29 protein-coding genes and 3 pseudogenes are annotated in these 25,026 nt (G+C 64.6%); 20 read left to right on the top strand and 12 right to left on the bottom strand.

Going from position 1 to position 25,026, the window contains the following annotated elements:
* Positions 1–35 precede the first annotated feature (35 nt).
* The 3 genes from FPJ27_RS11985 to FPJ27_RS11975 all read right to left on the bottom strand — a co-directional run bounded on the left by FPJ27_RS11985 (position 36) and on the right by FPJ27_RS11975 (position 2,168).
* The gene (locus FPJ27_RS11985; RefSeq protein WP_204421265.1) at positions 36–1,229 is read right to left on the bottom strand and encodes a tyrosine-type recombinase/integrase; all 1,194 of its coding nucleotides are present in this window, start codon (positions 1,227–1,229) and stop codon (positions 36–38) included.
* A 112-nt stretch (positions 1,230–1,341) separates the two neighbouring features.
* Entirely contained in the window at positions 1,342–1,479 is a 138-nt protein-coding gene (locus FPJ27_RS11980) for a hypothetical protein (RefSeq protein WP_177318373.1), read from the bottom strand.
* A 92-nt stretch (positions 1,480–1,571) separates the two neighbouring features.
* Positions 1,572–2,168, bottom strand: coding sequence for a hypothetical protein (locus tag FPJ27_RS11975; RefSeq protein ID WP_143155719.1), 597 nt, complete (start codon positions 2,166–2,168; stop codon positions 1,572–1,574).
* 345 nt (positions 2,169–2,513) lie between these two features.
* Here FPJ27_RS11975 and FPJ27_RS11970 point away from each other — a divergent pair, with 345 nt between their 5' ends.
* The 3 genes from FPJ27_RS11970 to FPJ27_RS11960 all read left to right on the top strand — a co-directional run bounded on the left by FPJ27_RS11970 (position 2,514) and on the right by FPJ27_RS11960 (position 4,198).
* A complete protein-coding gene (locus FPJ27_RS11970; protein ID WP_239483294.1) occupies positions 2,514–3,014 on the top strand; it encodes a hypothetical protein in 501 nt (166 codons plus the stop codon).
* A gap of 2 nt (positions 3,015–3,016) precedes the next feature.
* Positions 3,017–3,628 carry an OmpA family protein gene (locus FPJ27_RS11965; RefSeq protein WP_204423178.1) on the top strand — a complete coding sequence of 204 codons (612 nt, stop codon included), beginning with the start codon at positions 3,017–3,019 and terminating at the stop codon, positions 3,626–3,628.
* Between the two features lie 189 nt (positions 3,629–3,817).
* On the top strand, positions 3,818–4,198 hold the full coding sequence (locus tag FPJ27_RS11960) for a DUF4377 domain-containing protein (protein WP_072438642.1): 381 nt from the start codon (positions 3,818–3,820) through the stop codon (positions 4,196–4,198).
* A gap of 12 nt (positions 4,199–4,210) precedes the next feature.
* Here the strand turns inward: FPJ27_RS11960 and FPJ27_RS11955 are convergent, their stop codons facing one another.
* The gene (locus FPJ27_RS11955; RefSeq protein WP_204423049.1) at positions 4,211–5,599 is read right to left on the bottom strand and encodes a DHA2 family efflux MFS transporter permease subunit; all 1,389 of its coding nucleotides are present in this window, start codon (positions 5,597–5,599) and stop codon (positions 4,211–4,213) included.
* A 231-nt stretch (positions 5,600–5,830) separates the two neighbouring features.
* Positions 5,831–5,971, bottom strand: a complete 141-nt coding sequence (locus FPJ27_RS11950) for a hypothetical protein (protein ID WP_239483293.1) — start codon at positions 5,969–5,971, stop codon at positions 5,831–5,833.
* On the opposite strand from FPJ27_RS11950, the pseudogene FPJ27_RS11945 reads away from it, so the two are divergent.
* The 3 genes and pseudogenes from FPJ27_RS11945 to FPJ27_RS11935 form a co-directional block, all read left to right on the top strand.
* Positions 5,927–6,161, top strand: a pseudogene (locus FPJ27_RS11945) (LLM class flavin-dependent oxidoreductase); the annotation flags it as partial. The gene FPJ27_RS11950 and the pseudogene FPJ27_RS11945 overlap by 45 nt on opposite strands.
* Positions 6,162–6,816: 655 nt before the next feature.
* Complete coding sequence (locus FPJ27_RS11940; protein ID WP_014899176.1) at positions 6,817–7,053, top strand: DNA-binding protein; 237 nt, start codon at positions 6,817–6,819, stop codon at positions 7,051–7,053.
* Positions 6,986–7,456, top strand: a complete 471-nt coding sequence (locus FPJ27_RS11935; RefSeq protein ID WP_083534045.1) for a type II toxin-antitoxin system VapC family toxin — start codon at positions 6,986–6,988, stop codon at positions 7,454–7,456. The genes FPJ27_RS11940 and FPJ27_RS11935 overlap by 68 nt, the downstream gene beginning before the upstream one ends.
* 133 nt (positions 7,457–7,589) lie before the next feature.
* Here the strand turns inward: FPJ27_RS11935 and FPJ27_RS11930 are convergent.
* Positions 7,590–8,744, bottom strand: a pseudogene (locus FPJ27_RS11930) (trypsin-like serine protease); the annotation flags it as partial.
* An 894-nt stretch (positions 8,745–9,638) separates the two neighbouring features.
* Between FPJ27_RS11930 and FPJ27_RS11925 the strand changes: the two are divergent.
* From FPJ27_RS11925 to FPJ27_RS11880, 10 genes and pseudogenes are all read left to right on the top strand, one after another.
* A pseudogene (locus FPJ27_RS11925) lies at positions 9,639–10,158 on the top strand (3-ketosteroid-9-alpha-hydroxylase); the annotation flags it as partial.
* 284 nt (positions 10,159–10,442) lie between these two features.
* Entirely contained in the window at positions 10,443–10,646 is a 204-nt protein-coding gene (locus FPJ27_RS11920) for a cold-shock protein (protein WP_006483056.1), read from the top strand.
* Between the two features lie 473 nt (positions 10,647–11,119).
* Positions 11,120–11,383, top strand: coding sequence for a translation initiation factor IF-1 (gene infA / locus FPJ27_RS11915; protein ID WP_034180178.1), 264 nt, complete (start codon positions 11,120–11,122; stop codon positions 11,381–11,383).
* Between the two features lie 413 nt (positions 11,384–11,796).
* Positions 11,797–13,044 carry an alkaline phosphatase family protein gene (locus tag FPJ27_RS11910; protein ID WP_204423043.1) on the top strand — a complete coding sequence of 416 codons (1,248 nt, stop codon included), beginning with the start codon at positions 11,797–11,799 and terminating at the stop codon, positions 13,042–13,044.
* Entirely contained in the window at positions 13,041–13,283 is a 243-nt protein-coding gene (locus FPJ27_RS11905; protein WP_072438633.1) for a hypothetical protein, read from the top strand. Before FPJ27_RS11910 ends, FPJ27_RS11905 begins: the two co-directional genes overlap by 4 nt.
* A gap of 251 nt (positions 13,284–13,534) precedes the next feature.
* Positions 13,535–13,783 carry a hypothetical protein gene (locus FPJ27_RS11900; RefSeq protein WP_072438631.1) on the top strand — a complete coding sequence of 83 codons (249 nt, stop codon included), beginning with the start codon at positions 13,535–13,537 and terminating at the stop codon, positions 13,781–13,783.
* A gap of 12 nt (positions 13,784–13,795) precedes the next feature.
* On the top strand, positions 13,796–14,026 hold the full coding sequence (locus FPJ27_RS11895; protein ID WP_143155717.1) for a hypothetical protein: 231 nt from the start codon (positions 13,796–13,798) through the stop codon (positions 14,024–14,026).
* Positions 14,027–14,206: 180 nt separating this feature from the next.
* Positions 14,207–14,851 (top strand): DUF1326 domain-containing protein, encoded by a 645-nt coding sequence (locus tag FPJ27_RS11890; protein WP_072438630.1) that lies wholly within the window; start codon positions 14,207–14,209, stop codon positions 14,849–14,851.
* The gene (locus FPJ27_RS11885) at positions 14,848–15,639 is read left to right on the top strand and encodes a DUF2182 domain-containing protein (protein WP_072438629.1); all 792 of its coding nucleotides are present in this window, start codon (positions 14,848–14,850) and stop codon (positions 15,637–15,639) included. The genes FPJ27_RS11890 and FPJ27_RS11885 overlap by 4 nt, the downstream gene beginning before the upstream one ends.
* 374 nt (positions 15,640–16,013) lie before the next feature.
* A complete protein-coding gene (locus FPJ27_RS11880; protein ID WP_239483291.1) occupies positions 16,014–17,573 on the top strand; it encodes a collagen-like triple helix repeat-containing protein in 1,560 nt (519 codons plus the stop codon).
* A 114-nt stretch (positions 17,574–17,687) separates the two neighbouring features.
* Here FPJ27_RS11880 and FPJ27_RS11875 read toward each other — a convergent pair whose 3' ends face one another.
* Complete coding sequence (locus tag FPJ27_RS11875) at positions 17,688–18,149, bottom strand: Lrp/AsnC family transcriptional regulator (RefSeq protein WP_072438626.1); 462 nt, start codon at positions 18,147–18,149, stop codon at positions 17,688–17,690.
* A 114-nt stretch (positions 18,150–18,263) separates the two neighbouring features.
* Between FPJ27_RS11875 and FPJ27_RS11870 the strand changes: the two genes are divergently transcribed.
* A complete protein-coding gene (locus tag FPJ27_RS11870) occupies positions 18,264–18,902 on the top strand; it encodes a LysE family transporter (protein WP_204423042.1) in 639 nt (212 codons plus the stop codon).
* A 493-nt stretch (positions 18,903–19,395) separates the two neighbouring features.
* On the opposite strand, the gene FPJ27_RS11865 is transcribed toward FPJ27_RS11870, so the two are convergent.
* The 4 genes from FPJ27_RS11865 to FPJ27_RS11850 all read right to left on the bottom strand — a co-directional run bounded on the left by FPJ27_RS11865 (position 19,396) and on the right by FPJ27_RS11850 (position 21,992).
* Positions 19,396–19,644, bottom strand: a complete 249-nt coding sequence (locus FPJ27_RS11865) for a hypothetical protein (protein ID WP_175963540.1) — start codon at positions 19,642–19,644, stop codon at positions 19,396–19,398.
* 117 nt (positions 19,645–19,761) lie between these two features.
* Positions 19,762–20,736 (bottom strand): threo-3-hydroxy-L-aspartate ammonia-lyase, encoded by a 975-nt coding sequence (locus FPJ27_RS11860; RefSeq protein ID WP_072438623.1) that lies wholly within the window; start codon positions 20,734–20,736, stop codon positions 19,762–19,764.
* 51 nt (positions 20,737–20,787) lie between these two features.
* Positions 20,788–21,426 carry a helix-turn-helix transcriptional regulator gene (locus FPJ27_RS11855; protein ID WP_175963542.1) on the bottom strand — a complete coding sequence of 213 codons (639 nt, stop codon included), beginning with the start codon at positions 21,424–21,426 and terminating at the stop codon, positions 20,788–20,790.
* A 50-nt stretch (positions 21,427–21,476) separates the two neighbouring features.
* The gene (locus FPJ27_RS11850; RefSeq protein WP_175963586.1) at positions 21,477–21,992 is read right to left on the bottom strand and encodes a YbaK/prolyl-tRNA synthetase associated domain-containing protein; all 516 of its coding nucleotides are present in this window, start codon (positions 21,990–21,992) and stop codon (positions 21,477–21,479) included.
* 237 nt (positions 21,993–22,229) lie between these two features.
* On the opposite strand from FPJ27_RS11850, the gene FPJ27_RS11845 reads away from it, so the two are divergent.
* The 3 genes from FPJ27_RS11845 to FPJ27_RS11835 all read left to right on the top strand — a co-directional run bounded on the left by FPJ27_RS11845 (position 22,230) and on the right by FPJ27_RS11835 (position 24,518).
* A complete protein-coding gene (locus FPJ27_RS11845; RefSeq protein ID WP_034180926.1) occupies positions 22,230–22,418 on the top strand; it encodes a hypothetical protein in 189 nt (62 codons plus the stop codon).
* A gap of 468 nt (positions 22,419–22,886) precedes the next feature.
* Positions 22,887–24,032 carry a nitroreductase family protein gene (locus FPJ27_RS11840; RefSeq protein ID WP_239483290.1) on the top strand — a complete coding sequence of 382 codons (1,146 nt, stop codon included), beginning with the start codon at positions 22,887–22,889 and terminating at the stop codon, positions 24,030–24,032.
* 324 nt (positions 24,033–24,356) lie between these two features.
* Entirely contained in the window at positions 24,357–24,518 is a 162-nt protein-coding gene (locus FPJ27_RS11835; RefSeq protein ID WP_239483289.1) for an SDR family oxidoreductase, read from the top strand.
* Between the two features lie 52 nt (positions 24,519–24,570).
* On the opposite strand, the gene FPJ27_RS11830 is transcribed toward FPJ27_RS11835, so the two are convergent.
* Complete coding sequence (locus FPJ27_RS11830; protein ID WP_204423032.1) at positions 24,571–24,990, bottom strand: hypothetical protein; 420 nt, start codon at positions 24,988–24,990, stop codon at positions 24,571–24,573.
* Positions 24,991–25,026 lie beyond the last annotated feature (36 nt).

Here is a 25,026-nt window from a genome sequence, read left to right as displayed (position 1 = left end):
CGGCGAAACGCCATCTCGCGCAGCGCGTGGAGCACCTACCACCCGATCCGGTGCTTCTCCTCCGTCTCGCGATGCCGCCAGTCGTCGTCCGCGTGCAGGTACTGGCTCGTCGTCGTGAGCGACACGTGACCGAGGTTGTCGCGCACGAGTCGCAGGTCGACGCGGCCGTCGGCCATATGCGAGCCGGCGCTGTGGCGCAGCCAGTGCGCGGACGCCTGTTCGAGCACGCGCGCCTGTTCGTCGCCGGCCGCGCCGTTCGCGCGCAGCCGGTCGGCCGCGTGCCGGAACACCTGCTTCACGATCCGGTGCAGCGCCGCGCGCGTGAGCGGCTTGCGCGCCTGGCCGAGCGGCAGCACGAGCGGCGTGGGCTCGCCGTCGGACGGCAGCGCGGGCAGCCCGTGCGCGCGCCGGTAGCGCGACAGCTCGGCCATCATCTCGTCGGTGGCCGGCACGAGCCGCTGCCGGCCGCCTTTGCCCGTCACGTCGAGCCACCAGCGGTCGTGCCCGTTCGCGTCGCGCCGGCAGAAGAACTGGCCCATCGTCGTGTCGGCCGCTTCGGTGATGCGCAACCCGCCGAGATACAGCAGCGTGAACAGCCAGCGCGCGCGATCCGCATGAAAGCACGCGCGCACATCGTCGCGCGGCATCGCGACGATCGCGTCCTTGACGGACTGCCACAGCGGTTGCCCGAGATGGCGCGTGACGCGCGGTGCGGGACGACGCTGCCGCTGCCGCGACAACGCGAGCGGATTGCCTGCGAGGTAGCCGGCCTGCACGAGCCACGAGAACATCACGTTCAGGATCACCAGCGCCTGCCGCTGGCTGGCCGCCGACAGCGGCCCGTAGAACGGCCGCCAGCGCGGGTCGTCGCGCGGATGCTTGCGGCCGCCGTTCGCGCACCACACGTCGGCCGGCGCGGGCGCGAGCAGGAACTGCCGGTAGACGACGAGATCTTCGTGCGTGAGCGACGACAGCGGCTTGCCGCACGCGATCACGGCCCACAGCAGCAGGCGCTCGGCTTCCTTGCGGTAGTTCTGGAACGTGGTCGGCGTATCGACGAAGCGCGCGAGCCATGCGCGCACGGCGTCGAGATCGTTGGTCGCGGCGATCTGCGGATGCGCGCTGCCCGAGCGGTTGGTGCCCGCGCGTCCGTCGAGCGCGGCCGGCACGGTCAGCGTATCGATCGGCAGCGGGCGCAGTGCGGCGCCGGACGGAACGGGTGAGGTCATGCGAAGCGGGGGGCGCTGTGCGGGCCGCGCGGGCGTGGCGGGCGCGCACGTGGCCGGGCGGACGAACGCAGCGCGACAAAGCGTATCGGGAGGCGCCGATGGTACACGATCGTCACGCGGTGAATCCGCTGTCGACGGCAATTGCCTGACCGGTGCCGGTCGACGCACCGGTCACGACAGCGACTTTTCCCGCGAAGCTTTCCGTTCTTGTCGCCTGCCGCGCCGGGAAGCTCGGCAGGTCGGGCGGCATGCGCCGGCGCTTCGATGTTGAAGCGGACCAGACCGATCCGGTGGCGGCCCATCGTAACGAACGCATGGCTCCACCGACAGCACGCTGTTGCCTCAGCGGCCAGCCTGCTTGTCCAGCAACCGGAACTTGCCATTCTCGAACAGGTAGCGATATCTGCCGCGCGGTTGCCCGTCGGGCTTGCCGTTCACGACGAGCAGCCGGCTGTCCGAGCGGAAATCCGTCGGCGTGTTGTCGTCCACGATCGCCAGTTCGCGCACGATGTACGGAAACCAGTACACGTTGCCTGTTTTCGCGTCGAGCGCGAATACCCGCATGCAATTGTCGTTGTGTCCGCAATCAAAGGTCCACAGGATGTAATGGCTCGCGAAGGTCACTTCATTGACGGCGGCGCCGTCCTGGATATTCCTGGCGAACTCGCGGTCCTGCGCCGTGCGCAGTTTCGGTTCGGCGATCGGCCCGTCATACATCGGCCCGGCGATGTATTTCATGAAATCGTTGTGTTCTTCCGCCTGCGCGCACCAGCTTGCGGTCAACGCCGCGGCGCAGACGAGCAGGCCTGTCATCGTGGTGGAAAGGCGGTGCTTGCGTTTCGGAATCCCGGATCGTTTATCGGCCATTTTCGAGGGTCCTGTTGTTATGGGTATCGATATCGTAATGTAACCGGCACAAGCCTTACGCAATTGCTGCATTTGCCGCGACTTCAAGCATGCCGCGACGAACGCGGCAAGTGACGATCCCGACAGATCCACCCCGCGTCGCGCACCTCAGACCAACGACAGCACGCTGTCCGGCAATGTCCGCACCAGTGTTGCCTACCGCGTGACGCCGGTCTGTCGGAAATATTTACGCGCGGATCGCGCCACGGGAATATGCGTGCGACGGTTGCCCGTCCTTACGAAAGCCGTGTATTCTCCCTACAAATTCATGAATTCAAATTCGAGGCACAGCCAGGGTTCCAGCGCCGGAACGGCAATGAGAGAACTCGTTTCGTAATTGACGCACGCTACCAATAACCTTAAAAAAGGACGGTTCCCGTGACACCAATTAGAAACGCAGCAACCATCTGCACCGTCGTGGGTGCGCTCCTGGCGACCGCTGCACTTGCCGATACCGCGTCGGCGCAGGCGCCTGCTGGGTCTTCCTCCGCTACGCCGCTGGCTGTCGGGCTCGTTTCGAGTGGCGTAGCCGAAGCGCAGGCAATCGAGGCGATCCGCGAAGGCGATATCCTGACGATCAAGCTGCGGTTCAGGCCGCTCGTCGCGAACAAGGTGGAAGTGCTCTATAGCTCGATCAGCAAGAGCGACTACGAGAACGGCATCTACGTGCTCGCAGGCAACAAGAAGCACTTGCTGCTGACTGACAGCAACAACCAGCCGCTGGCCAGTCCTCGCGTGGTTCTTAGCACATCGAAGGATTCGCCGAGCGCGGGCACGTGGTACGGGAGATTTCCCGCTCCGCCGAAGAGCGTCACCAAGGTGTCGTTGTCGATTCCGGGTGTGGAGGCGCTCGACGGCATCAAGATTACCGATCGCTGACCATGGCCGGAGCGATCACATCAATCCTGGCGCTGATCCTGTCGGCGTCCGCCGTCGGCAGTGCCTTCGCGCAAGCGCCGCCGGCGCATCGCGATATTCGGGATCTCAAGGCAACCGTCCTGGACGTGAAGGGATTCTCGTCCGATCTGAACAGCACCGTATCGGATCTGTCGGCCAAGGCATCGGGGCTCGCGGCACGGCACGACGGCCTGTCCGTGCGCGAGGACAAGGCGACGGTACGGGTGTCGATGCTGGGCGACATCCTGTTCGACTTCGACAAGGCCAGCATCCGGTCGTCCGCCGAACCGACACTCGACGACATTCTGCGGCTCGTCGCGTCCGTTCCGTCCGGGGCGATCGTGATCGAGGGGCATACCGATTCGAAAGGGTCCGCCTCGTATAACAAGACGCTGTCTGTCCGTCGTGCGAATGCCGTGGCCGACTGGCTCACGTCGCACGGGATGAAGAAGGCGCGTTTGTCGGTCAAGGGGCTGGGGGACAGCCGGCCGGTCGCGCCCAATACGCTCAGGAATGGCGCGGACAATCCGGACGGCCGTGCACTGAATCGCCGAGTCGAGTTCGTGTTGCCGAACGACGCGAAACGCGCGAAGTAGGCGTCCGGCGTGCACGTGCGGGCCGCCGGCGGCGATGCGCGCGGCTGCACCGGAGCACGGTAACGTGTCGGCGCGCGCACGACATCGCACGAATGAGGGGGGCGAATCGCCGGGTGTAAGGTATTTGTGAACTTTGCCGCCGTGCCGGTCGTCTAACCGCCCCCTCCAACGCTTCCAGAGGAACATCAGATGCTTCGCCAATCCAGAACGCTGCTCGGCGCGGCCGTCATTGCCGGCAGCACGCTCGTCGCCGGATGCCAGACCGACGCGGCCGTCACGGCCCAGAACGCGGCCCGCCCGGCCGACGGCCGGCCGGTGACGAAGACCATCTACGTCGCGCCGCAATCCGCGCGCTGCACGGGTGTCGCGCCGATGGAATGCCTGCAGGTGCGCAGCAGCCCGAGCGAGCCGTGGAGCCTCTGGTACGCGGGCATCGAGGGCTTCGCGTACCAGCCCGGTTACCTGTACACGCTCGAAGTCGACGAATACCGCGTCGCGCAGCCGCCGGCCGACGGGTCGTCGATCCGCTGGGTGCTCAAGCGCGTCGTCGAGCGCCGCCAGGCGAACTGACGTCCGCGGCGCTCACGCGGACGATCGCGCTGCCGCACCGGCCGGCGGCGTTGCCGTATCGATCCGCCGGAACACGATGGACGACAGCAGCGTGACGGTGCCCATGCACGCGAACGACAGCATGAACCCGCGCCCCATCGAGCCCCACCAGGCAGCGAACAGGTTCACGAGCCCCCCGCCGATCGATACGCCGAGCCCCATCGCCAGCATCTGCATCATCGTGAACAGGCTGTTGCCGCTGCCGGCGTCGGCATGCGACAGCCCCTTCAGCGTCACGCCGTTCATCGCCGCGAACTGCATCGAGTTCGCGGCGCCGAACACGACCAGCAGCACGATCTCCAGCACCGGCGCGGGCTGCGCCGACACCAGCGCAAACCCCGCGATTGCGCAGCCGACGATCCCCGTATTCACGACCAGAAACGTCGCGTAGCCGAAGCGCTTCACGAGCGGCGCGATCCAGCGTTTCGCGATGACGCCCGCGATCGCGGCCGGCAGCATCATCAGCCCCGACTGCAGCGGCGTATAGCCGAGCTGCACCTGCATCAGCAGCGGCAGCATGAACGGCACCGCGCTCGTGCCGATCCGGCACAGCAGGTTGCCGAGCAGCCCCGAACCGAAGTTCGGCTCGCGGAACAGCCCGAGCCGGAACAACGGCTGCGCGCGCCGCCGCGCATGCGGCAGGTACGCGAGCGCGCTCGCCAGGCCGAGCACGGCGAGCCCGGCCGACCAGGCGGTGCGATGCGCGGGCATCGGCGGGTCGATCGCGAGCGACAGCGCAATCATCGCGATCGACAGCAGCGCGCAGCCGATGAAGTCGAACGGCGGCGGCTGTTTCGCCTGATCGTGCGGCAGGTAGCGCTGCACGGCGATGAAGCCGACCACGCCGACCGGCACGTTGACGATGAACACCCAGTGCCATGAAATCGCCTGCGTGAGCCAGCCGCCGAGCGTCGGCCCGACGATCGGGCCGAGCTGGCCGGCGATCGACACGAACGCGATCGCCGCGACGTACTGTTCGCCCGGCACGCGGCGCAGCACGGCGAGCCGCCCGATCGGCAGCAGCATCGAGCCGCCGATGCCCTGCACGGCGCGCGCGACGACGAGCTGGCCGAGCGTATGCGACGCCGCGCAGCCGATCGACGCGATCACGAACACGAGAATGGCGACCGAGAACACGCGGCGCGTGCCGAACCGGTCGGCGAGCCAGCCGGACGCCGGCGTGAGCATCGCCATCATCAGCGTGTAGGCGACCACGACGGGCTGCATCGCGAGCGGCGACGCGTGCAGGCTTTGCGCGATCGAAGGCAGGGCAGTGTTGACGATCGTCGTGTCGAGCGACTGCATGAAGAACGCAGCGGCGACGATCCAGAGCAGTACGGAGTGCGTGGGTTCCCGGGACATGGCGAAATGGCGGTGCGAAGGCCGGGCGCGGGCGGCGCCGTTGCACGGTCGCGCGGCGCGTGCCGGTCTTCAAGCGCTCGATGGTACCGATTCCGGCGGCCATCGGGAAGCTGCCTGGAGACATTGATTGTCATCGGCGAAGCCAATGACGGTGCGCGATGCTCGATCCCGCCTGCGTAGCGCACCTGCCACGCGCGATGCGCCGGCATCCCGCATGCGCACCGCGCATCGTCATGCTGCCCGTTTCTGCGAAATCACGAGCAGCGCGTCGTTCTTGTCCTCCAGCACCGCGCGGTATTCGTGCGGCCCGGCCTGCACCGGCACGCGCTCGCCGAGCAGGTCGGCTTCGACACGATCTGGTGCGTGGGGCACGTCGCTGACCAACTATGCGCACATGCGCGCGCCGGAAACCTTCCTTGCGTACCTGGCCGGCCGCACGACGCGCATCGGCCTCGGCCACGGCGTCGTGTGCCTGCCGCCGGCGATGAATCACCCGATCAAGGTCGCCGAGCGCGTCGTGCTGCTCGACATCCTGTCGGGCGGCCGCGTGCATTCCGGCGTGGTCCGCCGAATACGGATACGTTCCTGAAACATTCCCCCCGATTGCGCTCCGCGTAACCACCCGTGCCTGACGGTGACGCTTCTCCCGCCTCGTTTCGCGCCGCATGGCACGCGCTTTGCGGGTGACCCGGTGCCGCTGGTGCAATCGAGTTTCGCCAGAACGACGGGCGCATCGGCGGCATGCAACGACATCGAAACAAACGGGAAATCGGATCGGGTCGCGGGCGCCGCGTGTTGCGGCGCATGCGCCGCGCATGTCGTATCGGTCATGCGCACGGCAACGCGTTCCCGGTCCGGCGAACAGCAAGCTTGCTTGCACGGTGCCGTGCCGGGGTTCGTACCGCGCATCGTGACGGCGGCCGCATGTGCCGGGGAGGCGGTGAATGAAGCCGCTCCGTGCGGCGCTACGCGTGCCTGCGCAGGTTCTCCATCGGCGAATAGCCATTCGGCCGTCTTTTCCGTCGTTCCGATCTGCCTTACCTTGCGGACAGCAGTTCGACGTGTCGGGCGAGCGGCGGGAGTTGGCTGGATTCATGCCGGCCGCGGCCGTTCGCCGACGCCAACCACCGTCTTCCGTCCAGCCATGACGATGATAGCAATGCTTGCAATTCACCGTCACGGCGCTATCATTGATAGCAACCTGGATGGAGTGACCTATGGCAAATCTTCTGGTGCGTAACGTGGATGACAGTATCGTTCAGAGCCTGCGAGAGCAGGCTGCGGCAAATGGCAGGAGTGCCGAGGCCGAACATCGAGCCATTCTGGCCGATGCGCTCGGCCGGCCGAAGCGAAGGACATTTGCGCAAGTGCTGATGAGCATGCCCGATGTTGGCGAAGACGCGGATTTCCAACGTGTGCAGGATTCCGGCGAGGTCAGGCGTGTTTTTGATTGATACGAACGTCATCAGCGAAATCAGGAAGGGAAAGCGCGCGAACAGCGGGGTGCGCGCGTTCTTCCGTGAAGCCGGAAACGACGGCAGCAGTCTCTACCTGTCCGTCGTGACGGTTTCCGAACTGCGCCGCGGCGTCGAGATGATCCGCCGCCGCGGCGATTCGCAGCAGGCGTCGACACTCGATGTCTGGCTGGCCGCGCTCATGTCCGACTATGCGTCTAACATCCTGCCGATCGACATCGATGTCGGCCAGTTGTGGGGCCACCTGCGTGTCCCGCATCCGGAGCACGCGCTGGACAAGCTGATTGCCGCAACGGCGCTCATCAACGACCTGACGGTCGTCACCCGAAACGTCGGTGATTTCGCGAAGACGGGGGTCCGGCTGGTGAATCCGTTCGACTAGCGTCGCGCGTTCGATCGGAGCGCGGGTTGGCCCTGGGCAGCGCAGAGGATGCGTCGCGTGAGGCGTCGACCAGCGGTGCCGAATCGGCACGACGAGCGCAATGCCACGCGCGACGCGTTACGTCAGGCTGCCTTCAGCACGCTGCCGGCGTGCTGCCGCATACGGTATTCACGAGCGTCACGATGTTGCTGCTCGTGAACGGCGACGCGCCTTGCTGTTTCACCGCAGAGTTCGTATAACCCCAACTCGTCACGCCGACCACGGTATTGTGCGAGGCTGCGTTGCCGAAGGCCGTGCCGTTGAGTGTCGGCGGCATGCCAAGATTGACGAGCCACGGGCCGCCGCTCGACCCCCCGGTCATCAGCGATCCGATGATCGTGTTGTTCGAGTTGCTGGCGGACACGAAACCTTGCGATTCGTTACGCTCCATGTAGACGCCGCTATCCAAAGCCACCGGGTAGCCGAGCTGGTCGATCAGCGCGAGTCCTGACGGGGTGTAGCTATAGCCGTTCCAACCATAGCCATACCATCCGGCGCGATTGCCCGCATACGATCCGGCTTGCGGCGACAGCACGATCACGGCCACGTCGTCCTGGCAGATGACACCGGCGACAGCGCATGGATCGGTGCCGTCGTAATAGGAAGTCATGACGGTCGCGGATGCTCCGTTCCACGTGCCATAGGGCGCGGTTCCGTTACTGTAGGCCGGAACGAATACCCAGTTCGAGTAGAACTGCCGCTGACCGAAATTCGCGACGCAGTGCGCGGCCGTGACGACCACTCCCGGTTTGATCAGGGAGGCAGAGCACAGATAGGTCGCCGAGCCGATGTTGAAGAACAGCTTGCCGGCTGCGCGGAACGGATAGTAATACTGCGTATTGTCGCCGCTTGCATTCACCTGGCTAGTGGTATACGGCTGATTCGACGATCCGTATTCCTGCGGTTGGACCCCGGACTGACTCAAATCGACTGGCGCGACCAGTTGCACCGGCCTTTGCCTGCCGTCTCCAACGCCGCCTTGCGCATAGCCCGGCACGCCCAGCGCCGGCCTGGCGTTGTACATCAGTGAATCCAGCATGGTAGGCGGCGCAACAAGTGGTCTTGGCAGCGGCATCGGCAGAGCGTGCTTGAAATCGACTGCGGCCACCTGGAGACCGCGCTCGGGTAACGTGATCTGCGTCACGCCTCCCTGCGTTCTGATCTGCTGGGCCAGCGCGCTGGTTGCGATCAACGAACCGAACGCAACAACAGCGATTTTACTGATCAGTTTGCTCATTTGAATCTCCTTTCGAACTTATGAGTTGTTTTTCTGAGATTCGAAATATCTGTCGAACATTGAGGCGCCCCTCAGATAGCACGAAAATTATGCCGGGCGAATTAAATAAACTGCGAGGACATTGCGTGAAAATGTTTCCAATGAACTCTCTTTGTTGTTGCTGAGCAATCGATCCGGCGGAAGAGGCTTTGTTTTAATTGATTGGTTAATGTTTTTCGCCGGTCGGAATGCAACTCGTGCGCCAATTTAATTTTTCGGGGCCATCTTCAGTGTGGTCGGTAAAAATAAAAAATGCATTGGATGTAATGCGATTTTTGTTTGGATGAAACAAAGAACAAATCAAATTTACACCTTATAAATCGGCTCAATAATATAACATTACATAATAAGCTTTATTATTTTTTATAATTTAATGCAACCCGGGTGATTTAAGAGTGATTGTCGGGGGAGTAAATATGGAGGCATTAATGGAATTAAAACTTGCATCGTTTCAAATCCACACCGCGAGATTCAATCAAGGGAATCGGTTCGAAAACCGCATGCGAGTTCAACCGGAACGGTGGCGCGAAGCCGCCTTTTTGCCGCCGTCGGTCGCGCGTCCAGTCGATGCCAGCGTGCCGGCGCACAAACCTACCGAACGAACCCCCGGCTGACCCAACCCGCCGCACCGACTCCACGGCCCGTCCCGTCCGTTTCCTCTCCGCCTCTCGTCCCAACAGACGATGTAACGGCACCCCCGGCGCGGAAGTCGCGATGCTGCAGTCGATCTTCGACGCGATCGCGCTGCTGTGCGCTGTCACGTTCCGCTCGTGGCGCGCGGTGCTGTGCATCGTCGTGCCGCTCACGCTCGTGTCGATCCCGTGCAATGCGGTGATGGCGCGTCTCGGGATCGGGCTGAAGGTCGCGGCAAACCTGTTCGAGGATCACAAGGCGACGCAACTGATGGTCGGCCGCAGCGAGAAGCTCGGCGGCGACAGCCTGACCGCGCTGTCGACCTATTTCGGGCCGGCCATGCACATCACGCAGATGACAGGGCAGAGCAACGGGCAGCCGATCCATCCGGTGCTGTTGGACTGCCACGTGCCGATCGACATGAACAGCTTCGAGCTGCGTTACGGCGTGATCGTGAAGAAGGTGGCCGGGCTGACCGACGAACAGAACCTGGAGATTGCGAATGCGTACGTGAAGGAAGCGCAGCGCGTGTTCTACGAGGACGTCGATATCTGGTGCAGCAAGACGCGGATCGACAACCCGCTGCTGTGCGAAGGCGACGGCCCGCTGTACCAGATGCGCGACGGGTATTCGTGGTTCTATCTGGACGTGGTCGACGTGCGGCGCGACGTGCGTCGCGCGCGAGACATTCGAAATGCGGATTCGCGAAGGCGACGCGCCGCCGGCGCTGCATCACATGTTCGAGCCGCGGTAAAAACCGGCGGGCCGACCGAAAATAGGGGGTGCATCGAAACAGGTCCCGTCGGCCGGCAACACCCGCCACATAAGGCGCGCGCGTCGCCCGTGCGTACGCGTCGCACCGAAAGAGCTTGACGGAACGGCCGCTACCGCGTAGTGTCCGTGACCGAAGTCTTCAAGAAGTTCGATTGCTCATCATTGGCCGCACTCCGTGTGCGGCAGTCGTTGGTCTCTCCCTCTTTGATTCTTTCTGTGCCCGTCGCGGGCGCATGTTCAATTATTCGTATTAAGGAAGTATTTGTGGATACCGGTACCGTCAAGTGGTTCAACGAAACCAAGGGCTTTGGTTTCATTTCCCCGGACAACGGCGGCGACGATCTGTTCGCCCATTTCTCGGAAATTCGCGGCACGGGCTTCAAGACCCTGGCCGAAGGCCAGAAGGTCAGCTTCGAAGTGAAGCGCGGCCCGAAGGGTCTGCAAGCGTCGAACATCACGCCGCAGTAAGCCGCATCGGCATCGGCCGCCGATCGGCGGCGGGTGCCGGATGGAGTTTCGCGCGGGGCGCCGCTGTTCCGGTGGCCTGCGCGTTCCGATGCGCACGACCGATGCATCGCGACATTCACGATGCATCGGTCGTGACGCCTCCCCATCGCATGCGTGACCCGCGTGCGACACAACGCCCTCGCGAAGCGAGCGCCGCTTCGCCAGCGCATCACCGCTTTAACGCATCAACCCGAGCAGACCGACGCCATGCCGTAGCAGCCGGCGCGGTCCCGACTACTTGCGCGGCGCTCATCGCGCCGCCGCCACCGACCGCCCGAACGCCGCAACGCGCCGGGCTCCGATCGCAAGACAGGCCCGTGGCCCGTCTGAACGAACCGATACCCGGCAGCCTGCCGGCCGTCGTCCCGTTGCGGGAAACGGCGCCGGGCAGATCGCCGCGGCCGCGGTCAATCACCTTGTCTGGAGGAATTGGTTTGGCAAAAGAAGAACTGCTGGAACTGGACGGAATCGTCGACGAAGTGCTGCCGGACAGCAAATACCGTGTCACGCTGGAAAACGGCGTGGTGGTGGGCGCGTATGCGTCGGGCCGCATGCGCAAGAACCACATCCGCATTCTCGCGGGTGACCGCGTGACGCTGGAACTGTCGATGTACGACCTTACCAAGGGCCGCATCAACTTCCGTCACAAGGACGCGAACTCCCCGCGTCCGCAGCGCAACAGCGGCCCGCGCCGCTAAGCGGACAGGATCGGGCGCGCAGCACCGCGCCGATCGACTCCCGTCCGGGCCGTGTGGCGGGACGAACCGGATGGACGGCACGGGTCGTGCCGTTCGTCGGTCGCCGGCGTCGTCGTCACGCCGCGGCGGCCCAGGTCGCATCCCCGATCGAACCGCCCGGTTCGGATCGTCGTTTCTCCCCCGTACTCGTTGATACGCTGCGCACTGCGCCGGCCGGCCACATCGGCAACTGGTTGAGCACGCACGCCGCGCACGCACTGTGCGTCGCTTTACGCGGATGCCGGCACGGTCGTACACTCGTCGGCAATTCGCGGCCCGCGCACGCTGTATCACCTCTCGTTTGCTTTCAATCGCCTTCAGCGCTCCCGCGACCGTGCCAACCGGATATTCGTCGCGCGACGCCAGGAGGCGCCATGAGTGCAGACGCAGCCCCCGCATCCCCACCCGTTCAGGACCGCATCCAGCACGTGTTCGTGCTGATGCTCGAGAACCGCTCGTTCGATCACCTGTTCGCGCTGTCGGGCATCGCCGACATCGTCGCCGCGTCGCCGGGCGACAGCAATGCGTACGGCGGCGCCGTCTATCCGTTCGGCGGCGGCGCGCCCGACCGGATGCCGACCGACCCGTGCCACGAGTTCACCGACGTGCTCGAACAGCTCTGCGGCGAGGGCGTGCCGTTCGTGAAAGGGCAGGCTTATCCGGGCGTCAATAATTCGGGATTCGTGTCGAACTACGCGACGTCGCATTCCGAAGGCACGCCGCCTCAGCCGGCCGACGCGGGCAAGATCATGCAGGGCGCCGACGTGCGGACGCACGCGCCGTCGCTGTACGCACTCGCGAATGCGTTCGTGCTGTGCGACGCGTGGCATGCGTCGATGCCGGGGCCGACCTGGCCGAACCGCTTCTTCCTGCACGGCGCGTCGTCGGCCGGGCTCGACCATTCGCCGACCAGGGAAGAAATGGGAGGGTGGGAGGCGTTCGACGGCTTCCGTTATCCGAAGGGCTCGATCTTCGGCGCGCTCGGCGACGACAACTGGCGCATCTACCAGGATCAGTCGGGCGATCCGCTCGGCCACGTGCCGCAGGTCGCGTCGCTGAAGGGCGTGAGCTTCGTCGACGTCGACGATCTCGCGCACTTCGAGGCCGATCTCGCGGCCGGCTACACGGCACGCTATACGTTCATCGAGCCCGGCTACGGCGACATCGTGCACGGCACCTACCGGAACGGCAGCTCGCAACACCCGATGGACGGGCTGGCCGGCGGCGACCAGCTCGCCGCACGCGTGTACAACGCGATCCGCAATTCGCCGGTGTGGAACAGCAGCCTGTTTGTGATCGTCTACGACGAGCACGGCGGCTTCTACGATTCGGTCAGGCCGGGCGCCGCGCCGCCGCCGAACGACGGCGCGGCCGCGACGCTGAATGCGAGCGGCTTCGGCTTCGACGTGTATGGCGTGCGCGTGCCGGCGATCGTGATTTCGCCGTGGGTCGCGGCCGGGAAGGTCGACCACACGCCGTACGATCATGCTTCGGTCGCCGCGACGCTCGAGCGGCTGTTCGGCCTCGCGCCGCTGACCGATCGCGACCGCCTCGCCAACGACCTGCTGGCGCTCGTGACGACCACCTGCCGCACCGACTGCCCGCAAAGGATTGGATCATGAGCACGACCCCGGACCCGCGTGACGCGCTGCCCGTGCGCGACGGCACGAGCCTGATCGCCTATCTGCACATCCTGAAGAAAGCGCATGCGGCGCTGGTCGGTCACGACAACGCCCATCTGCGCTTCAGCGAGATCGTGACGCGTGGGCAGGCGCGGCAATACATCGAGGAGCTGATGCCGACGCTGCTGCAGGCGCGTGCGGAACACCGGCGGCGCCGGCATGGCGGGAAGCATCGCTGACGGGTATGGCGGCGCACGGTTGGCGCAGTGTGAAGCCGGTGCGTGCGTGAGACAGGCCGCGATGCGTCACGCCGCCTGCCGCGCGCGCTGCACGCTGACTGCCGCTACCGCCGCACCCGTCAACTGAACGGCTGCGCCGGCAAACATCGCGGCGCGCAAGCCACGATGATCGGGCCGATACCGGATCGATTGCGTCACCCGTCGCCGTTGGCTTAAGATCGGCAGCAGTTCATCCCACGCCTTCAGCGCCAATGAAAACGAGCATACGCCTGCGGGTCGCCGTCATTACCTCCGCCTTTGCGGTGTTCAACGTCTACATGCACATTCAGCAGTTCATCAGCGGTTGCATGTGGGTCAGGGGCCATCAGCGCTGCAGCTTCGAAAACAGCGCGAATTTCGAAGGCTGGATGGATCTCGACCTGCTGGTCACGTGTTGCTGGGTCGCCGGCGCCGTGATGGGCTGGGTGGCTGTCGCAGAGGCGGCGAGAAAGCCGGATTAACGGGCGACACCCGTGTTCGTGTTCGACGAATCGGCTGCAACATGGCGCTCGATCGAATCGACTCTGTCAATTCGTGACTACGCGTATTCGCTGGCCAGCGGCGAAGCCGCTCTTGATTCAATCGAACCGGAAATGAACTCGCGAGCTGCTGCCGGCGGAAGAGATCTCGGCGATCCTCGGCGAGTGTTTCCGGGCGGCGCGAGTGCCGCGTGGTGTGCGATTGTCGCGTCGCTGTTCGTGTGAGATCCGGGGTGCGACGACGGTGGCCGGAACCGCCTTCGTCGAGTAGTTCGGAACGTCACGCGTGAGGCCGGAACGCACGGGTTTCACGCGTCGAACCGGGCTTCCATTCCGGCTTTGATTTCCCCAGTGCCGTGCACTAGATTCGAAGCGTTCATATGTCACCGAGCGCGAGGTGGAGTCATGACTCCGTGGGAGATTCAGGGCACCGAATTGATCAGTTGCAATTGCTCATACGGTTGTCCTTGCCAGTTCAGTGCGTTGCCGACCAACGGCAATTGCGAAGCGATGGGCGCGATTTCGATCGACAGCGGCCACTACGGCGACGTGGTGCTCGACGGCGTCAGGATCGCCGTCGTGTTTCAGTGGCCGGGGGCGGTCCACGAAGGCAAGGGGAAGTGCCAGCCGATCGTCGACGAGCGCGCCAGCCCGGCACAGCGCGAAGCGGTGCTGAAGATCATGACCGGTCAGGATACCGATCCGTTTGCGACGATGTTCTCGGTGTATGCGTCGACGCTCGAGCACGCGTTCGAGCCGATCTTCACGAAGATCGATTTCGACGTCGATGTCGATGCGCGGCGCGGCCGGATTCATGTCGACGGCGTGTTCGACGTTGCGGGCGATCCGATTCTTAACCCGGTGACGGGCGCCGAGCATCGCGCGCGAATCGACCTGCCGGACGGCTTCGAATACGAACTTGCCGAGATCGGTTCGGGCACGGGGCGCTCGCAAGGCAACATCGCGTTGACGCTCGACGGAACCTACGCGCAGTTCGCGCGGCTGCACATGAACAACCACGGGCTGATCCGGCATCGCGTCGCGGCATGACTCCGTTCGACACCTGGCTCGGGCGCGAGCGCGTCGTCACGCTGCTCGGCATGGCCGCGCTCGTCGGCGCGTGCTGGTTCTATCTGTGGACGGGCGCGGGAACCGGCATGTCGGCGCTGGAGATGACGACGGTCGCGCTCTTTCCGCATCGACTGGCGGCCGGCATGGGCAGCATGGATCCGTCGCTGCCGACCGTGATCGCGATGTGGTGGGTGATGATGATCGCGATGATGACGCCCAGCGCGGCGCCGCTCGTGATGCTGTACCGGCGCGTGCTGCGGCATCGCGGCGCGGACGGCCCGGGTGCCGCGTTCACGTCGGTGTCGCTGCTGGCCGGTTATCTGGCCGCATGGCTCGCGTTCTCGATCGGCGCGGCGTTGCTTCAGGCGCTGCTGCAGCCGGCCGGGCTGATCTCCGCAATGATGCTGTGGTCGAAGAGCGCTGTCCTTTCCGCAGTCGTTCTCGCGCTGGCCGGGCTCTATCAATTCTCGCCGCTGAAGCGCGCGTGCCTTCGGCAATGCCGCGCGCCGGCCGGTTTTCTTGTCTCGCACTGGCGTCCGGGCGTCGTCGGCAGTTTCCTGCTCGGCGCGCGCCACGGCATGTATTGCGTGGGCTGCTGCTGGTTGCTGATGGCGCTGCTGTTCGTCGGCGGCGTGATGAATGTCGTCTGGATTGCCGCGCTGTCGCTGTTCGTGTTCGCGGAAAAAATCCTGCCAGGTGGAGATCTGGTCGGGCGCGTGCTGGGCGTCGTGCTGATCGCCTGGGCCGGCGTGACGTTGATCGTTTGAACGGGGCATCCGAGTTCGCAAGTCATTCGCGATGCGCGACTTCCACACGCAGCGGAAGCGTCTTCGAGGTAACGGGAGATTTTCGATGAAGCGGTGGCATGCGCGAGGTGCCGGGGCGGGAGCAAGCGAGGTGCGGTCGCGGCCGGTTTTTCACCGCTCGTGCTACGTAACGCAGTGCCGGTGTTACGTCGGTGTCGCGGGGACGGGAGGGCGGATCGAACCGCAGGGCTGGACTCGCATGCGATGCGTCGTACCGGAAAGTGCCGTCAGGAAAGCCGCCACGGCGCGGTTGAGGAATTGTTAACGAAGCCGACGAAGATGGCATGGTAGATGCTTGCCGGAATGTTCGCGCTGAATAGCTGACGGGGACTTCCATGCAAAATCATTTCATCAAGGCGAACGTTGCGCTCGCCGCCATTGCCGCGGCGTGTGCGCTGGCAGCGTGCGGCGGCAGCGACGTTACGGTGCCGAAACTGGCCGGTAACAACGTCGGGACGAGTACGAGCGGCACTAGCGGGAGCAGTGGGACGAGCGGGACCAGTGGCGAGAGCGGCACAAGCGGCACGAGCGGCACAAGCGGCACAAGCGGCACGAGCGGCACAAGCGGCACAAGCGGCACAAGCGGAACAAGCGGCACAAGCGGAACAAGCGGAACAAGCGGAACAAGCGGAACAAGCGGAACAAGCGGAACAAGCGGAACAAGCGGAACAAGCGGAACAAGCGGAACAAGCGGAACAAGCGGAACAAGCGGAACAAGCGGAACAAGCGGAACAAGCGGAACAAGCGGCACAAGCGGAACAAGCGGAACAAGCGGAACAAGCGGAACAAGCGGAACAAGCGGAACAAGCGGCACAAGCGGCACAAGCGGCACAAGCGGAACAAGCGGAACAAGCGGAACAAGCGGCACAAGCGGCACAAGCGGCACAAGCGGCACAAGCGGAACAAGCGGAACAAGCGGAACAAGCGGAACAAGCGGAACAAGCGGAACAAGCGGAACAAGCGGAACAAGCGGCGCCACCAGCGGCACCAGCGGAATCGGAGGCACCAGCGGAACGAGCGGCACGCCGGGCACCAACGGTATCGTCAGCTCCGTCGGCTCGGTCGTCACGGACGTGGGCGTCACGATAGGCGGCGCGAGCCTGCCCGGCGGCGTCAGCAAGGGCGTGACTGCCGGGCCGGCCGACACGGTCACCGGCGTCGGCACGCTCGTCCGCGATACCGCGGACGCCGTGAGCAGCGGCATAGGCCAGATCGGCTTCACGGCGAACCCGGTCGGCACGACGGTCGCCGGCCTCGGCACCATCGTCGGCTCGACCAGCAACCCGGTTAATGGTCTCAGCGAAACGGTGAAGGCGCTCGGCACCGGCCCGTTGTCGCCGCTGGCGCCGATCACGACGCCAGTCGGTGGCCTGCTCGACACGGTGGCCGGCGGTCTGAAGTCGGGCGGCACCATGCTCGGCTCGGCCCTGTCGTCGGGCCCGGTCCAGCAGGCGACGCAGGCGCTCAGCACCGCGATCACCCCGCTCGTGACGACAGCAGGCCAACTCACGCAACAGGTCGGCACGGCAACCGGCCTCGGCCAGCCGGTCGCCGGCCTGCTCGGGCAGGTCGGCGGGGCCATCACGTCGGCCGGATGGAAGGTGACATCCGCGTCGCCGCAGCCGGTCGTTAGCGGTGTCGGCGAACTCGTCCGAGCGGTCGGCAACACGGTGAGCAATGTGGGTGGGCTCGTGAACCCGAGCGGCGCGAACGGCGCGGTGCCGATCGCCGGTCTGGTGACGAGCGTGGTCGGCGGCGTGCCGTGGATCGTGCATGACGGTTCCGCTACCGGCACCGGCACCGGCGGCGGCACGCCGTCGGGCAGTCTCGCCAATCCGCTCGCGCCGGTCACGTCGCTGGTGGGCGGCCTGCTCGGCGGCGCGGTCGGCAAATAGCCGATCGGCACCGAACGTCACAGAGGCAAACGGCCGAATGACCGAATGGCGGCCGTCACCGGCCGCCAAAGGTTCAGGCAGGGATCTGTCGGTCGGCCATGAAAACCCGGCCGGCTACTTGCGGCCGTCGTCGAACTTCGACGGCGGCCGCGCCAGCCCGCGCACCGGTAGCGGCGTCGACATCACGATCGATGTGCGCGTTTCACCGTACAGGTTGATGCGTTCGATCAGCTGTTCGAGGTGGGTCATGCTGGTGGCGACGAACCGCATGACATACGAGTCGGCGCCCGTCACATGATGGCATTCGACGACTTCGGGAATCGTCTCCAGCAACTTGAGGAATTTCGCTTTCGCCGGCTGCGGCACCGTGATGCCGATAAGCGCGCTCACCGGATAGCCGGCCGCGGCCGGATTGATCCGGGCCGTGTAGCCCTCGATGATGCCGGCCGTTTCAAGGCGCTTCACGCGTTCCGTCACCGCCGGCACCGACAGATGAACCTGGCGGGCCAGCTCCGTATAGCTGATGCGGCCGTTGGCCTGCAACAGCGCGAGTATCTTCCAGTCCAGATCGTCCATCGCGGTGGTTTTTTAAGGCGGAACGGCTATTTTTCCTTAAAAACCGCATTCAGCGGCGACCGGACTTTCCCTACGATGCCTGTTCAACCCGTTGCATGTCGCAAGGAGCAGGCGATGCTGTTCATCAAGTCCGTCGTAATGGGGCTGTCGATCGCGGTACCCGTCGGCCCGATCGGCATGCTGTGCATTCAGCGCAGCCTGAGCCGCGGCTTTCAGGCAGGGTTCGCGACGGGTGTCGGTGCCGCGTGCGCCGACGCGATCTACGGCCTGCTCGGCGCGCTGGGCATCGCGGGCATCGTCACCGCATTCCCGATGCTGACCGTCGGCCTGAAGATCGGCGGCGGCGCGTTCCTCGTGTGGCTCGCGTGGACCATCGCGCGCCAGGCGCCGGCTGTGTCGGCGCTGCAACGCGACCTGCCGCGCACGACCGTCCTGCGCGATTTCCTGACGACGTTCGGCCTGACGCTGTCGAACCCGATGACGATCCTGTCGTTCGTCGGGATTTTCGCGGCACTCGGCCCGTTGTCGGGCGCGAGGGAAGGCGCGATGTGGCCGGCCGTGTCGCTGATGGTCGCCAGCGTGTTCATCGGTTCCGCAACCTGGTGGCTGTGCCTGAGCGGTGCGACCGCCGCGCTGCGCACGAAGATGTCGTTCGCGTTCATGCACGGGCTGTCGCGCGTGTCAGCCGTCGTCGTCGCGGCATTCGGCGCGATCCAGGTGGTCGCGGGCGTGCGCGGCCTTGTCTGGTCCTGAAGCGGGGCATCGCCTTTCGACCTTATATCGTCGACAGCCGTCCGCAGATGTGTGAGCAGTTCGAGCATCACGGCCGCCCGAAAGACAATCGAAATAAACCGACCTCGACGTCATAAGGGTGAGGAGGGCCGGATGGTCTTCCTTGCACCGGGTGCAGATCGGGCCACGTCTGGTTTGTCGTTCTCAAGGAAAAATCACTCTGGGTGATCTTTTTTCTTTCCGATCAAACCGTTAATGACTTGGCGAAAGATCGGTTTCGATGCGGCGGGTGTCGTCGAAGCGGTCGGCGGCGCCGAGCGGCAACACGCTCGTGTCGATTGCTGAACGGCTCGGCCGGCGCGCATTGCGCGTGCCGAGTTTCGACAGTCGGAATCACTGTACGGAGAACTGAATATGCTCGGCGCGCCGACGACATCCTCGCTGCGCGCGATCCGTCGCTGCCGTCGTTCCGACAATGACGACCGCGCGCGGCAGCGCCGGCCGGCACGCGCCGTTACATGCGGGTGCCGGTGTGCGTGCGGCCGCTCGGGTCGCCGCCGCGGTCGGGCGGCGTATTGTTCTGATCGATCTTCGCGAGCACGAAGCCGGCGGCCGGCAACGCGCCGGGCGAACGATGGGGCGCCTGCGCGACTGCGTCGTGCGGCGATGCGGCGGGAAAACCGGCTGACGTAACGCCCGGTTGAGCGAACGCCGAAAGGGAAACGGCCGCCAGGGCGGCGGCGACGATCGCGTGCGTGTTCATGATGGCTCCTTCACGACTGACTTCAGGACAACGTAATCAGTTTAGGGCGCGAAACTTAACGCGACGTGAAGGAGCGGCGGCGCGCAGATGACAGGATGTTCATGCGCGCCGCGACGTTCATGCCGATGTCGATACCAGCGCGCAGAAGTTCTCGAGATCGACGTTGCCGCCGCTGATCACCACGCCGACACGCTTGCCTTGCAGCTGGTCCTTCATCCGTCGCACGGCGGCGAACGACAGGCAGCCGGTCGGCTCGACGACAATCTTCATACGCGTCGCGAAAAAACGCATGCAGTCGACGAGTTCGGCGTCCGTCGCGGTGAGGATGTCGTCGACGTCGCGGCGGATGATCGGGAACGTCAGGTTGCCGAGGTGCTGCGTTTGCGCGCCGTCGGCGATCGTGCGCGGCGTGTCGATATGCACGATCGCGCCCGACCGGAACGATTGCTGGCCGTCGTTGCCGGCTTCCGGCTCGACGCCGTACAACGTCGCGTGCGGCGACAGCGCACGCGTGGCCAGCGCGGTGCCCGACAGCAGCCCGCCGCCGCCGAGCGGCGTGAATACCGCGTCGAGCGGCCCGACTTCGTCGAACAGCTCCTTCGCCGCCGTGCCCTGGCCGGCGATCACGTCCGGATGGTCGTAGGGCGGGATCAGCGTGAGCCCGTGCTTCTCCGCGAGATCGCGCCCGATCTGCTCGCGATCCTCGGTGTAGCGGTCGTAGGTCACGACGTTGCCGCCATAGCCGCGCGTCGCGGCCATCTTCGCGGCCGGCGCATCCTGCGGCATCACGATCGTCGCCGGGATGCCGAGGATGCGCGCCGACAGCGCGATCGCCTGCGCATGGTTGCCGGACGAGAATGCGACGACGCCATTGCGGCGCTGCTCGGCGTCGAAGCGCGACAGCGCGTTGAATGCGCCGCGGAACTTGAATGCGCCCATGCGCTGCAGGTTCTCGCACTTGAAGAACACCTGCGCGCCGAGCGCCTCGTCGATCGTCCGCGACGTCATCACCGGCGTGCGGTGCGCATGGCCTTCGAGCCGGGCCGCGGCGGCGGCAACGTCGTCGTACGTGGGGAGAGTCGGAGAGTTCATGGTCGTTCGAGGGTCGGAAAGTTTAGTCAACATGAAAGCAGCGCGGTTGTTTCATTTCGCATCGTTGTACACGGTCGCGCGCGATACGCCGAGGTGCTGCGATACGATCTCCATCGCGCGGCGCACTTCGAGAAAGCCGTCGGCCTTCAACGTCTGCATCAACTCGCGGCGCTGGTCGGTCTTCAGTTCGCGCGGCGTCGTCGCGAGGCGCGTCGCGAACGCGTCGATGCGTTGCCGGATCGCGTCCGCGCCGGCCGGGTCGAGCGTTTCGGCGACGGTTTCGCCGTCCGTGCTGCAGAACTGGTTCAGCATGCCCTGGAAGCCGCGGAACAGCGTGACGTCGGCATTCAGGCACAGCGCGGCCACGTAGCGCCCGGTCGAATCCTTGATGCCGATCGACGTGCTTTTCGCGGTGCGACCGTCGGCGAAGCGGTTCGGGTAGTTCGCGAGCACCTGCGGGAAATCGTCGTCCTCGATGCGGGCGAGGCCGAGCTCGGTCGCGGGGTCTCCGACCGCGCGTCCGGACAGGTTGTTGTGGATCGCGAGGATCGCGTGCTTCGGCGTGCGCAGGTCGTGGACCACGACCTCGGTGAACGGCGCGAACATCTCACCGAGCCCTTCGGCGATGCGCTGCACCTGTTCGATCAGCGATGCCTGCTCCGACTGTGCTTTGTTTCGGGTGGTGGTCATGGTGGGCTCGCGTTCAGGTTTCGGATCGATGCGACGGTTTCGGGAAACGGTCAACCGGCGTGTTCCTGGTCGGCTGTCGTTTCCGGCCGCGTGATGTCGGCCAGCAACGGGCGCGCGATCCGCACGTAGTCGGCCGCATCGAGCACGACCGAGCGGTCGAGGCGGCCCGCGTTGAACGCGATCTCGTCGTTGCGTTCGACCAGCGCGGGATCGACGACGAGCGCCACGTTTCCATCGAACACGAACGGCGGCACGGCGCCCATCACGCAGCGGGTAACGGCGGCCGCGACATCGGGCGACGCGAGCGTCGCCTTGCGGCGGCCGACGGCATCGGCGACCTTGCGGAAATCGATCTTCAGGTGGCCGGGGATCACGGCGAGCGCGGTCGTGTCGCCGCCGTCCTTGAACGTGCACAGCATCGCCTTCGCGCCCTGTTCGGGGCGCGTGCCGCGGATTGCGGCGATTACGTCGGATTTACCTTCCGCCGGGTGCTCCAGCACGCGGAAACGGGCGCCGGACGTGGTCAGCAGGTCGCAAAGCGTGTCGAAAACGGGGTAGTCGTTCATGTCGCTCATGTCGTTCCGGGCGGGTTGGTCGATGGATTGTCCAATTATAGACGTTTTGTCATGATGGCAAGCGTTTATCGCTGAGCTGGTCCTTTGGCGCATGCCGGATGACCTTTGGCGTAACTGCGATCACGGAGGACGACGAATCTTGACGGCAGATCAATTCGACTGCCGGGGTTGCATACGGAATCGTGGAAGCTAGACTGGAAGTTCCCCATGCAAACCATGGAGGGAGGCATGACGACCATCTATGTCGTGAAGACCGGTGAGCAGTTCCTCTGCACCGGTGAGGATGGCGACATCGGCATGGCACCGGTGATTGAAGACGCCATGTCCTTTCTGTCGTATGAGGAAGCGAAAAAAGCGGCGAACGAGAACGCCGACCCAGGATACGAAATCGTGACCGTCGACATCACCGTCCGCTGACGCGGAGTTCGTTTCCCCAGCGACCTAGCCGGGTGCATCGGCAATCGGAAACTCCTTCGACTCGTTTGACTCGTGTCAAGAGCGCCAGCCCGCCGTGCAGCATGATATGCATGTGAAGAGAAAAGCTGGCCGCTTCAAACACTGAGATTGAAAGAGTACGCACGATGCGAAAGGAAGGCCCGGCAGAGCATGCCGGCTCCCGCTCACGATACTTTTGCCGCGGTTGGCGCCCGGCACTGTATGGCAGGATGTGGACCCGAATCCATGCGTGGTTGATTGGACTTGGCCTGCTGCCGCGCATCCGTGTGTGCCTTCGCCTACGGTTCGCAATTGGTCCCCAGGCGTGAATTGACTTCGGAAAACTTGCAAGTTGGAAGCACAACTTACGATGAACTCTTTTCATCGCCATGATTTTGCGGACTCGCGAGTTCTCGCGGTGCTGCCTCTCGTAACTTCGGCGCTACGCGAGTGCATTCAACGAAGTGGGCTGCCTGCATCAAGGCAGGCCGCAACTACGTTCTCGTGAACCGGCGGGGTTTCATCGTCGGCGCCAGCGGCGGCGCCCTGATGATGGCGGGCGGCGCCGTCGCGTGGATGTCGACTGTGGGTTCAATGGTCGACTACGAGGCCTATGCAAACGGCCTGCGCGCCGGTCTGACGATGCCGGCGGACATACGCGGCCTCCTCCGCTATGCAACGCTCGCCGCCAACAGTCACAATACGCAGCCTTGGCGTTTTCGCGTCGGCGAAGGGACCATCGACGTTCTGCCGGACTTCTCGCGGAGGACACCGGCTGTCGATCCAGATGACCATCATTTGTTCGTGAGCCTGGGATGCGCAGCGGAAAACCTCGCCATCGCGGCTGCAGCGACAGGGCGGCCCGGCGAGCTCCAGATGAATCCGGACGGCGACTGGGCACGTTATGCATTCGTGAGCGGATCAATGAGGACGAGTCCGCTTTATGCCGCGATTACCAGGCGACAATCGACCCGCACCGAATATGACCGGCGTCCTGTTCCTGTCGCCGAGCTTGCATTGCTCGAACAGGCAGCGGCCATGCCCGGCGTCCACTTGATAGTCCTCACCGACCGGACGCGGGTCAACAAGGTCAAGGATCTGGTCGTGGCCGCCAACGGCGTTCAAATGGAAGATCTGGCCTTCCTGACCGAACTGGAGCAGTGGATCCGCTTCAACCCGCGCAGCGCCATGATGTCGGGCGATGGGCTGTTCTCCGCTACGAGCGGGAATCCCGTGCTGCCGAGCGCTTTCGGCCGCTTCGCGTTCGAACGTTTTTTCACCGCCCGCACCGAGAACGACAAATACGCCCGCCAGATCGATTCGTCGGCCGGCATCGCCGTGTTCGTCGGCGATCGGGCAGACAGGGCGCATTGGTTCAAGGTCGGCCAGGCTTGCCAGCGCTTCGCGCTCACGGCGACGAACCTCGGGATCAAAGTCGCCTTCGTCAATCAACCCGTTGAAGTCGCGCGCTTTCGCTCTGAACTGGCAGCCCTTGTCGGCCAGGCCGGTCGGCGGCCGGATATTGTCCTGCGCTTCGGCTACGGGGCGACGCTGCCTTTCTCACCCCGCCGTCCCGTAGAGGCGGTGCTGGCTTGATGTCATCGATCTCGCCGAGCGGTTGACGTCGGGCAAGCACGCGTAAAGGGATGACGGATGACTGAGTGTTAAGGAACGCGAGCTGCGCGTGCACCGTGCGGCTCCACTGATCGTGCGCGGCCTGTGCGTCGCGCCACAAATACCGGTACTTCAGCTACCGGATCTGCTCGTATTCATGGAGCGTGCGGGTCGTGTCGGCCATCGCCGTATCTCGTGGTGGTGTCGTTCGATGGCAGGAACGAAGGCGCCTGCATCACATCGTCTGTTCGGACGAAAGCCGCGCATGCATGCGATTCGATTCATCCGGGCGACGTGAACACTGCGATGTCGAACCCGACCGGTGCGCCGCTCGAGGAGATCAACAAGCACTGTGAGAACGTGCCGCTGCGGCGCGTCGTCCCGCCCGACGAGATTGCACGCGCGACGTTGTTCCTCGCGAGCGACGAAGCGTCGTATTACCCCGGATTGCCGGGCGCGCCGTTTTGAGCGGGGGCGTACATCACGCGTTGGAGCACGATGTTTGTGTACGCAACCTAATTCAGGGTTTGCCTGAGTAGCGAAAACGAGAATTCGCCGGGCGCGCATGTGCAATTTTCATGCGCGCAGCCGGCGGGCCGAACTTGCCGCTTTCGCCAAACGCTTGTCCGACGGACGTTCCCCGCGTTTCGTCCCTGACAGCGATCGCATCGATGCAGTTGAAATGACTTTCCTGCAACACATGTGCCTGCATGTCGTGACAGTTGTTTCTTGTTGCAACGCAACGCCCGCTCGATAACGGCGATGGTATGCTGGCCGGCATGGAAGTTGTAAGGCAGGTTGCTGGCATGGCGAAACTCGCGTTCGCATCTTCTAACGAGACATCACATCCTCTCGCCCGCATCGCGGCATCGACACGCGCACAGCTCGCGTGCCCCGCGTTGCGCGTTGCTGCGTCCTGCATTCCGATCGCATTTCCCATCTGGCGGGTTCACCCCGCATCTCCCATTCCCGTCCA

This window comes from Burkholderia sp. MS455 (genome assembly GCF_016899445.1).
In the GTDB taxonomy this organism is placed as follows: Bacteria; Pseudomonadota; Gammaproteobacteria; order Burkholderiales; family Burkholderiaceae; genus Burkholderia; species Burkholderia pyrrocinia_C.
This window is presented reverse-complemented; position numbering and strand designations above follow the sequence as displayed.

What these genes read in the sequence shown, in the direction of transcription:
- FPJ27_RS11855 (WP_175963542.1), bottom strand. Translation starts at nt 21,426, where the DNA reads ATGACCACCACCCGAAACAAAGCACAGTCGGAGCAGGCATCGCTGATC.
- FPJ27_RS11875 (WP_072438626.1), bottom strand. Translation starts at nt 18,149, where the DNA reads ATGGACGATCTGGACTGGAAGATACTCGCGCTGTTGCAGGCCAACGGC.
- FPJ27_RS11910 (WP_204423043.1), top strand. Translation starts at nt 11,797, where the DNA reads ATGAGTGCAGACGCAGCCCCCGCATCCCCACCCGTTCAGGACCGCATC.
- FPJ27_RS11835 (WP_239483289.1), top strand. Translation starts at nt 24,357, where the DNA reads ATGTCGAACCCGACCGGTGCGCCGCTCGAGGAGATCAACAAGCACTGT.
- FPJ27_RS11880 (WP_239483291.1), top strand. Translation starts at nt 16,014, where the DNA reads ATGCAAAATCATTTCATCAAGGCGAACGTTGCGCTCGCCGCCATTGCC.
- FPJ27_RS11985 (WP_204421265.1), bottom strand. Translation starts at nt 1,229, where the DNA reads ATGACCTCACCCGTTCCGTCCGGCGCCGCACTGCGCCCGCTGCCGATC.
- FPJ27_RS11885 (WP_072438629.1), top strand. Translation starts at nt 14,848, where the DNA reads ATGACTCCGTTCGACACCTGGCTCGGGCGCGAGCGCGTCGTCACGCTG.
- FPJ27_RS11935 (WP_083534045.1), top strand. Translation starts at nt 6,986, where the DNA reads ATGTTGGCGAAGACGCGGATTTCCAACGTGTGCAGGATTCCGGCGAGG.
- FPJ27_RS11860 (WP_072438623.1), bottom strand. Translation starts at nt 20,736, where the DNA reads ATGAACTCTCCGACTCTCCCCACGTACGACGACGTTGCCGCCGCCGCG.
- FPJ27_RS11940 (WP_014899176.1), top strand. Translation starts at nt 6,817, where the DNA reads ATGGCAAATCTTCTGGTGCGTAACGTGGATGACAGTATCGTTCAGAGC.
- FPJ27_RS11830 (WP_204423032.1), bottom strand. Translation starts at nt 24,990, where the DNA reads ATGGGAAATGCGATCGGAATGCAGGACGCAGCAACGCGCAACGCGGGG.
- FPJ27_RS11850 (WP_175963586.1), bottom strand. Translation starts at nt 21,992, where the DNA reads ATGAACGACTACCCCGTTTTCGACACGCTTTGCGACCTGCTGACCACG.
- FPJ27_RS11900 (WP_072438631.1), top strand. Translation starts at nt 13,535, where the DNA reads ATGAAAACGAGCATACGCCTGCGGGTCGCCGTCATTACCTCCGCCTTT.
- FPJ27_RS11965 (WP_204423178.1), top strand. Translation starts at nt 3,017, where the DNA reads ATGGCCGGAGCGATCACATCAATCCTGGCGCTGATCCTGTCGGCGTCC.
- FPJ27_RS11890 (WP_072438630.1), top strand. Translation starts at nt 14,207, where the DNA reads ATGACTCCGTGGGAGATTCAGGGCACCGAATTGATCAGTTGCAATTGC.
- FPJ27_RS11975 (WP_143155719.1), bottom strand. Translation starts at nt 2,168, where the DNA reads ATGCAGCAATTGCGTAAGGCTTGTGCCGGTTACATTACGATATCGATA.
- FPJ27_RS11865 (WP_175963540.1), bottom strand. Translation starts at nt 19,644, where the DNA reads ATGAACACGCACGCGATCGTCGCCGCCGCCCTGGCGGCCGTTTCCCTT.
- FPJ27_RS11960 (WP_072438642.1), top strand. Translation starts at nt 3,818, where the DNA reads ATGCTTCGCCAATCCAGAACGCTGCTCGGCGCGGCCGTCATTGCCGGC.
- FPJ27_RS11845 (WP_034180926.1), top strand. Translation starts at nt 22,230, where the DNA reads ATGACGACCATCTATGTCGTGAAGACCGGTGAGCAGTTCCTCTGCACC.
- FPJ27_RS11980 (WP_177318373.1), bottom strand. Translation starts at nt 1,479, where the DNA reads ATGCCGCCCGACCTGCCGAGCTTCCCGGCGCGGCAGGCGACAAGAACG.
- FPJ27_RS11870 (WP_204423042.1), top strand. Translation starts at nt 18,264, where the DNA reads ATGCTGTTCATCAAGTCCGTCGTAATGGGGCTGTCGATCGCGGTACCC.
- FPJ27_RS11905 (WP_072438633.1), top strand. Translation starts at nt 13,041, where the DNA reads ATGAGCACGACCCCGGACCCGCGTGACGCGCTGCCCGTGCGCGACGGC.
- FPJ27_RS11955 (WP_204423049.1), bottom strand. Translation starts at nt 5,599, where the DNA reads ATGTCCCGGGAACCCACGCACTCCGTACTGCTCTGGATCGTCGCCGCT.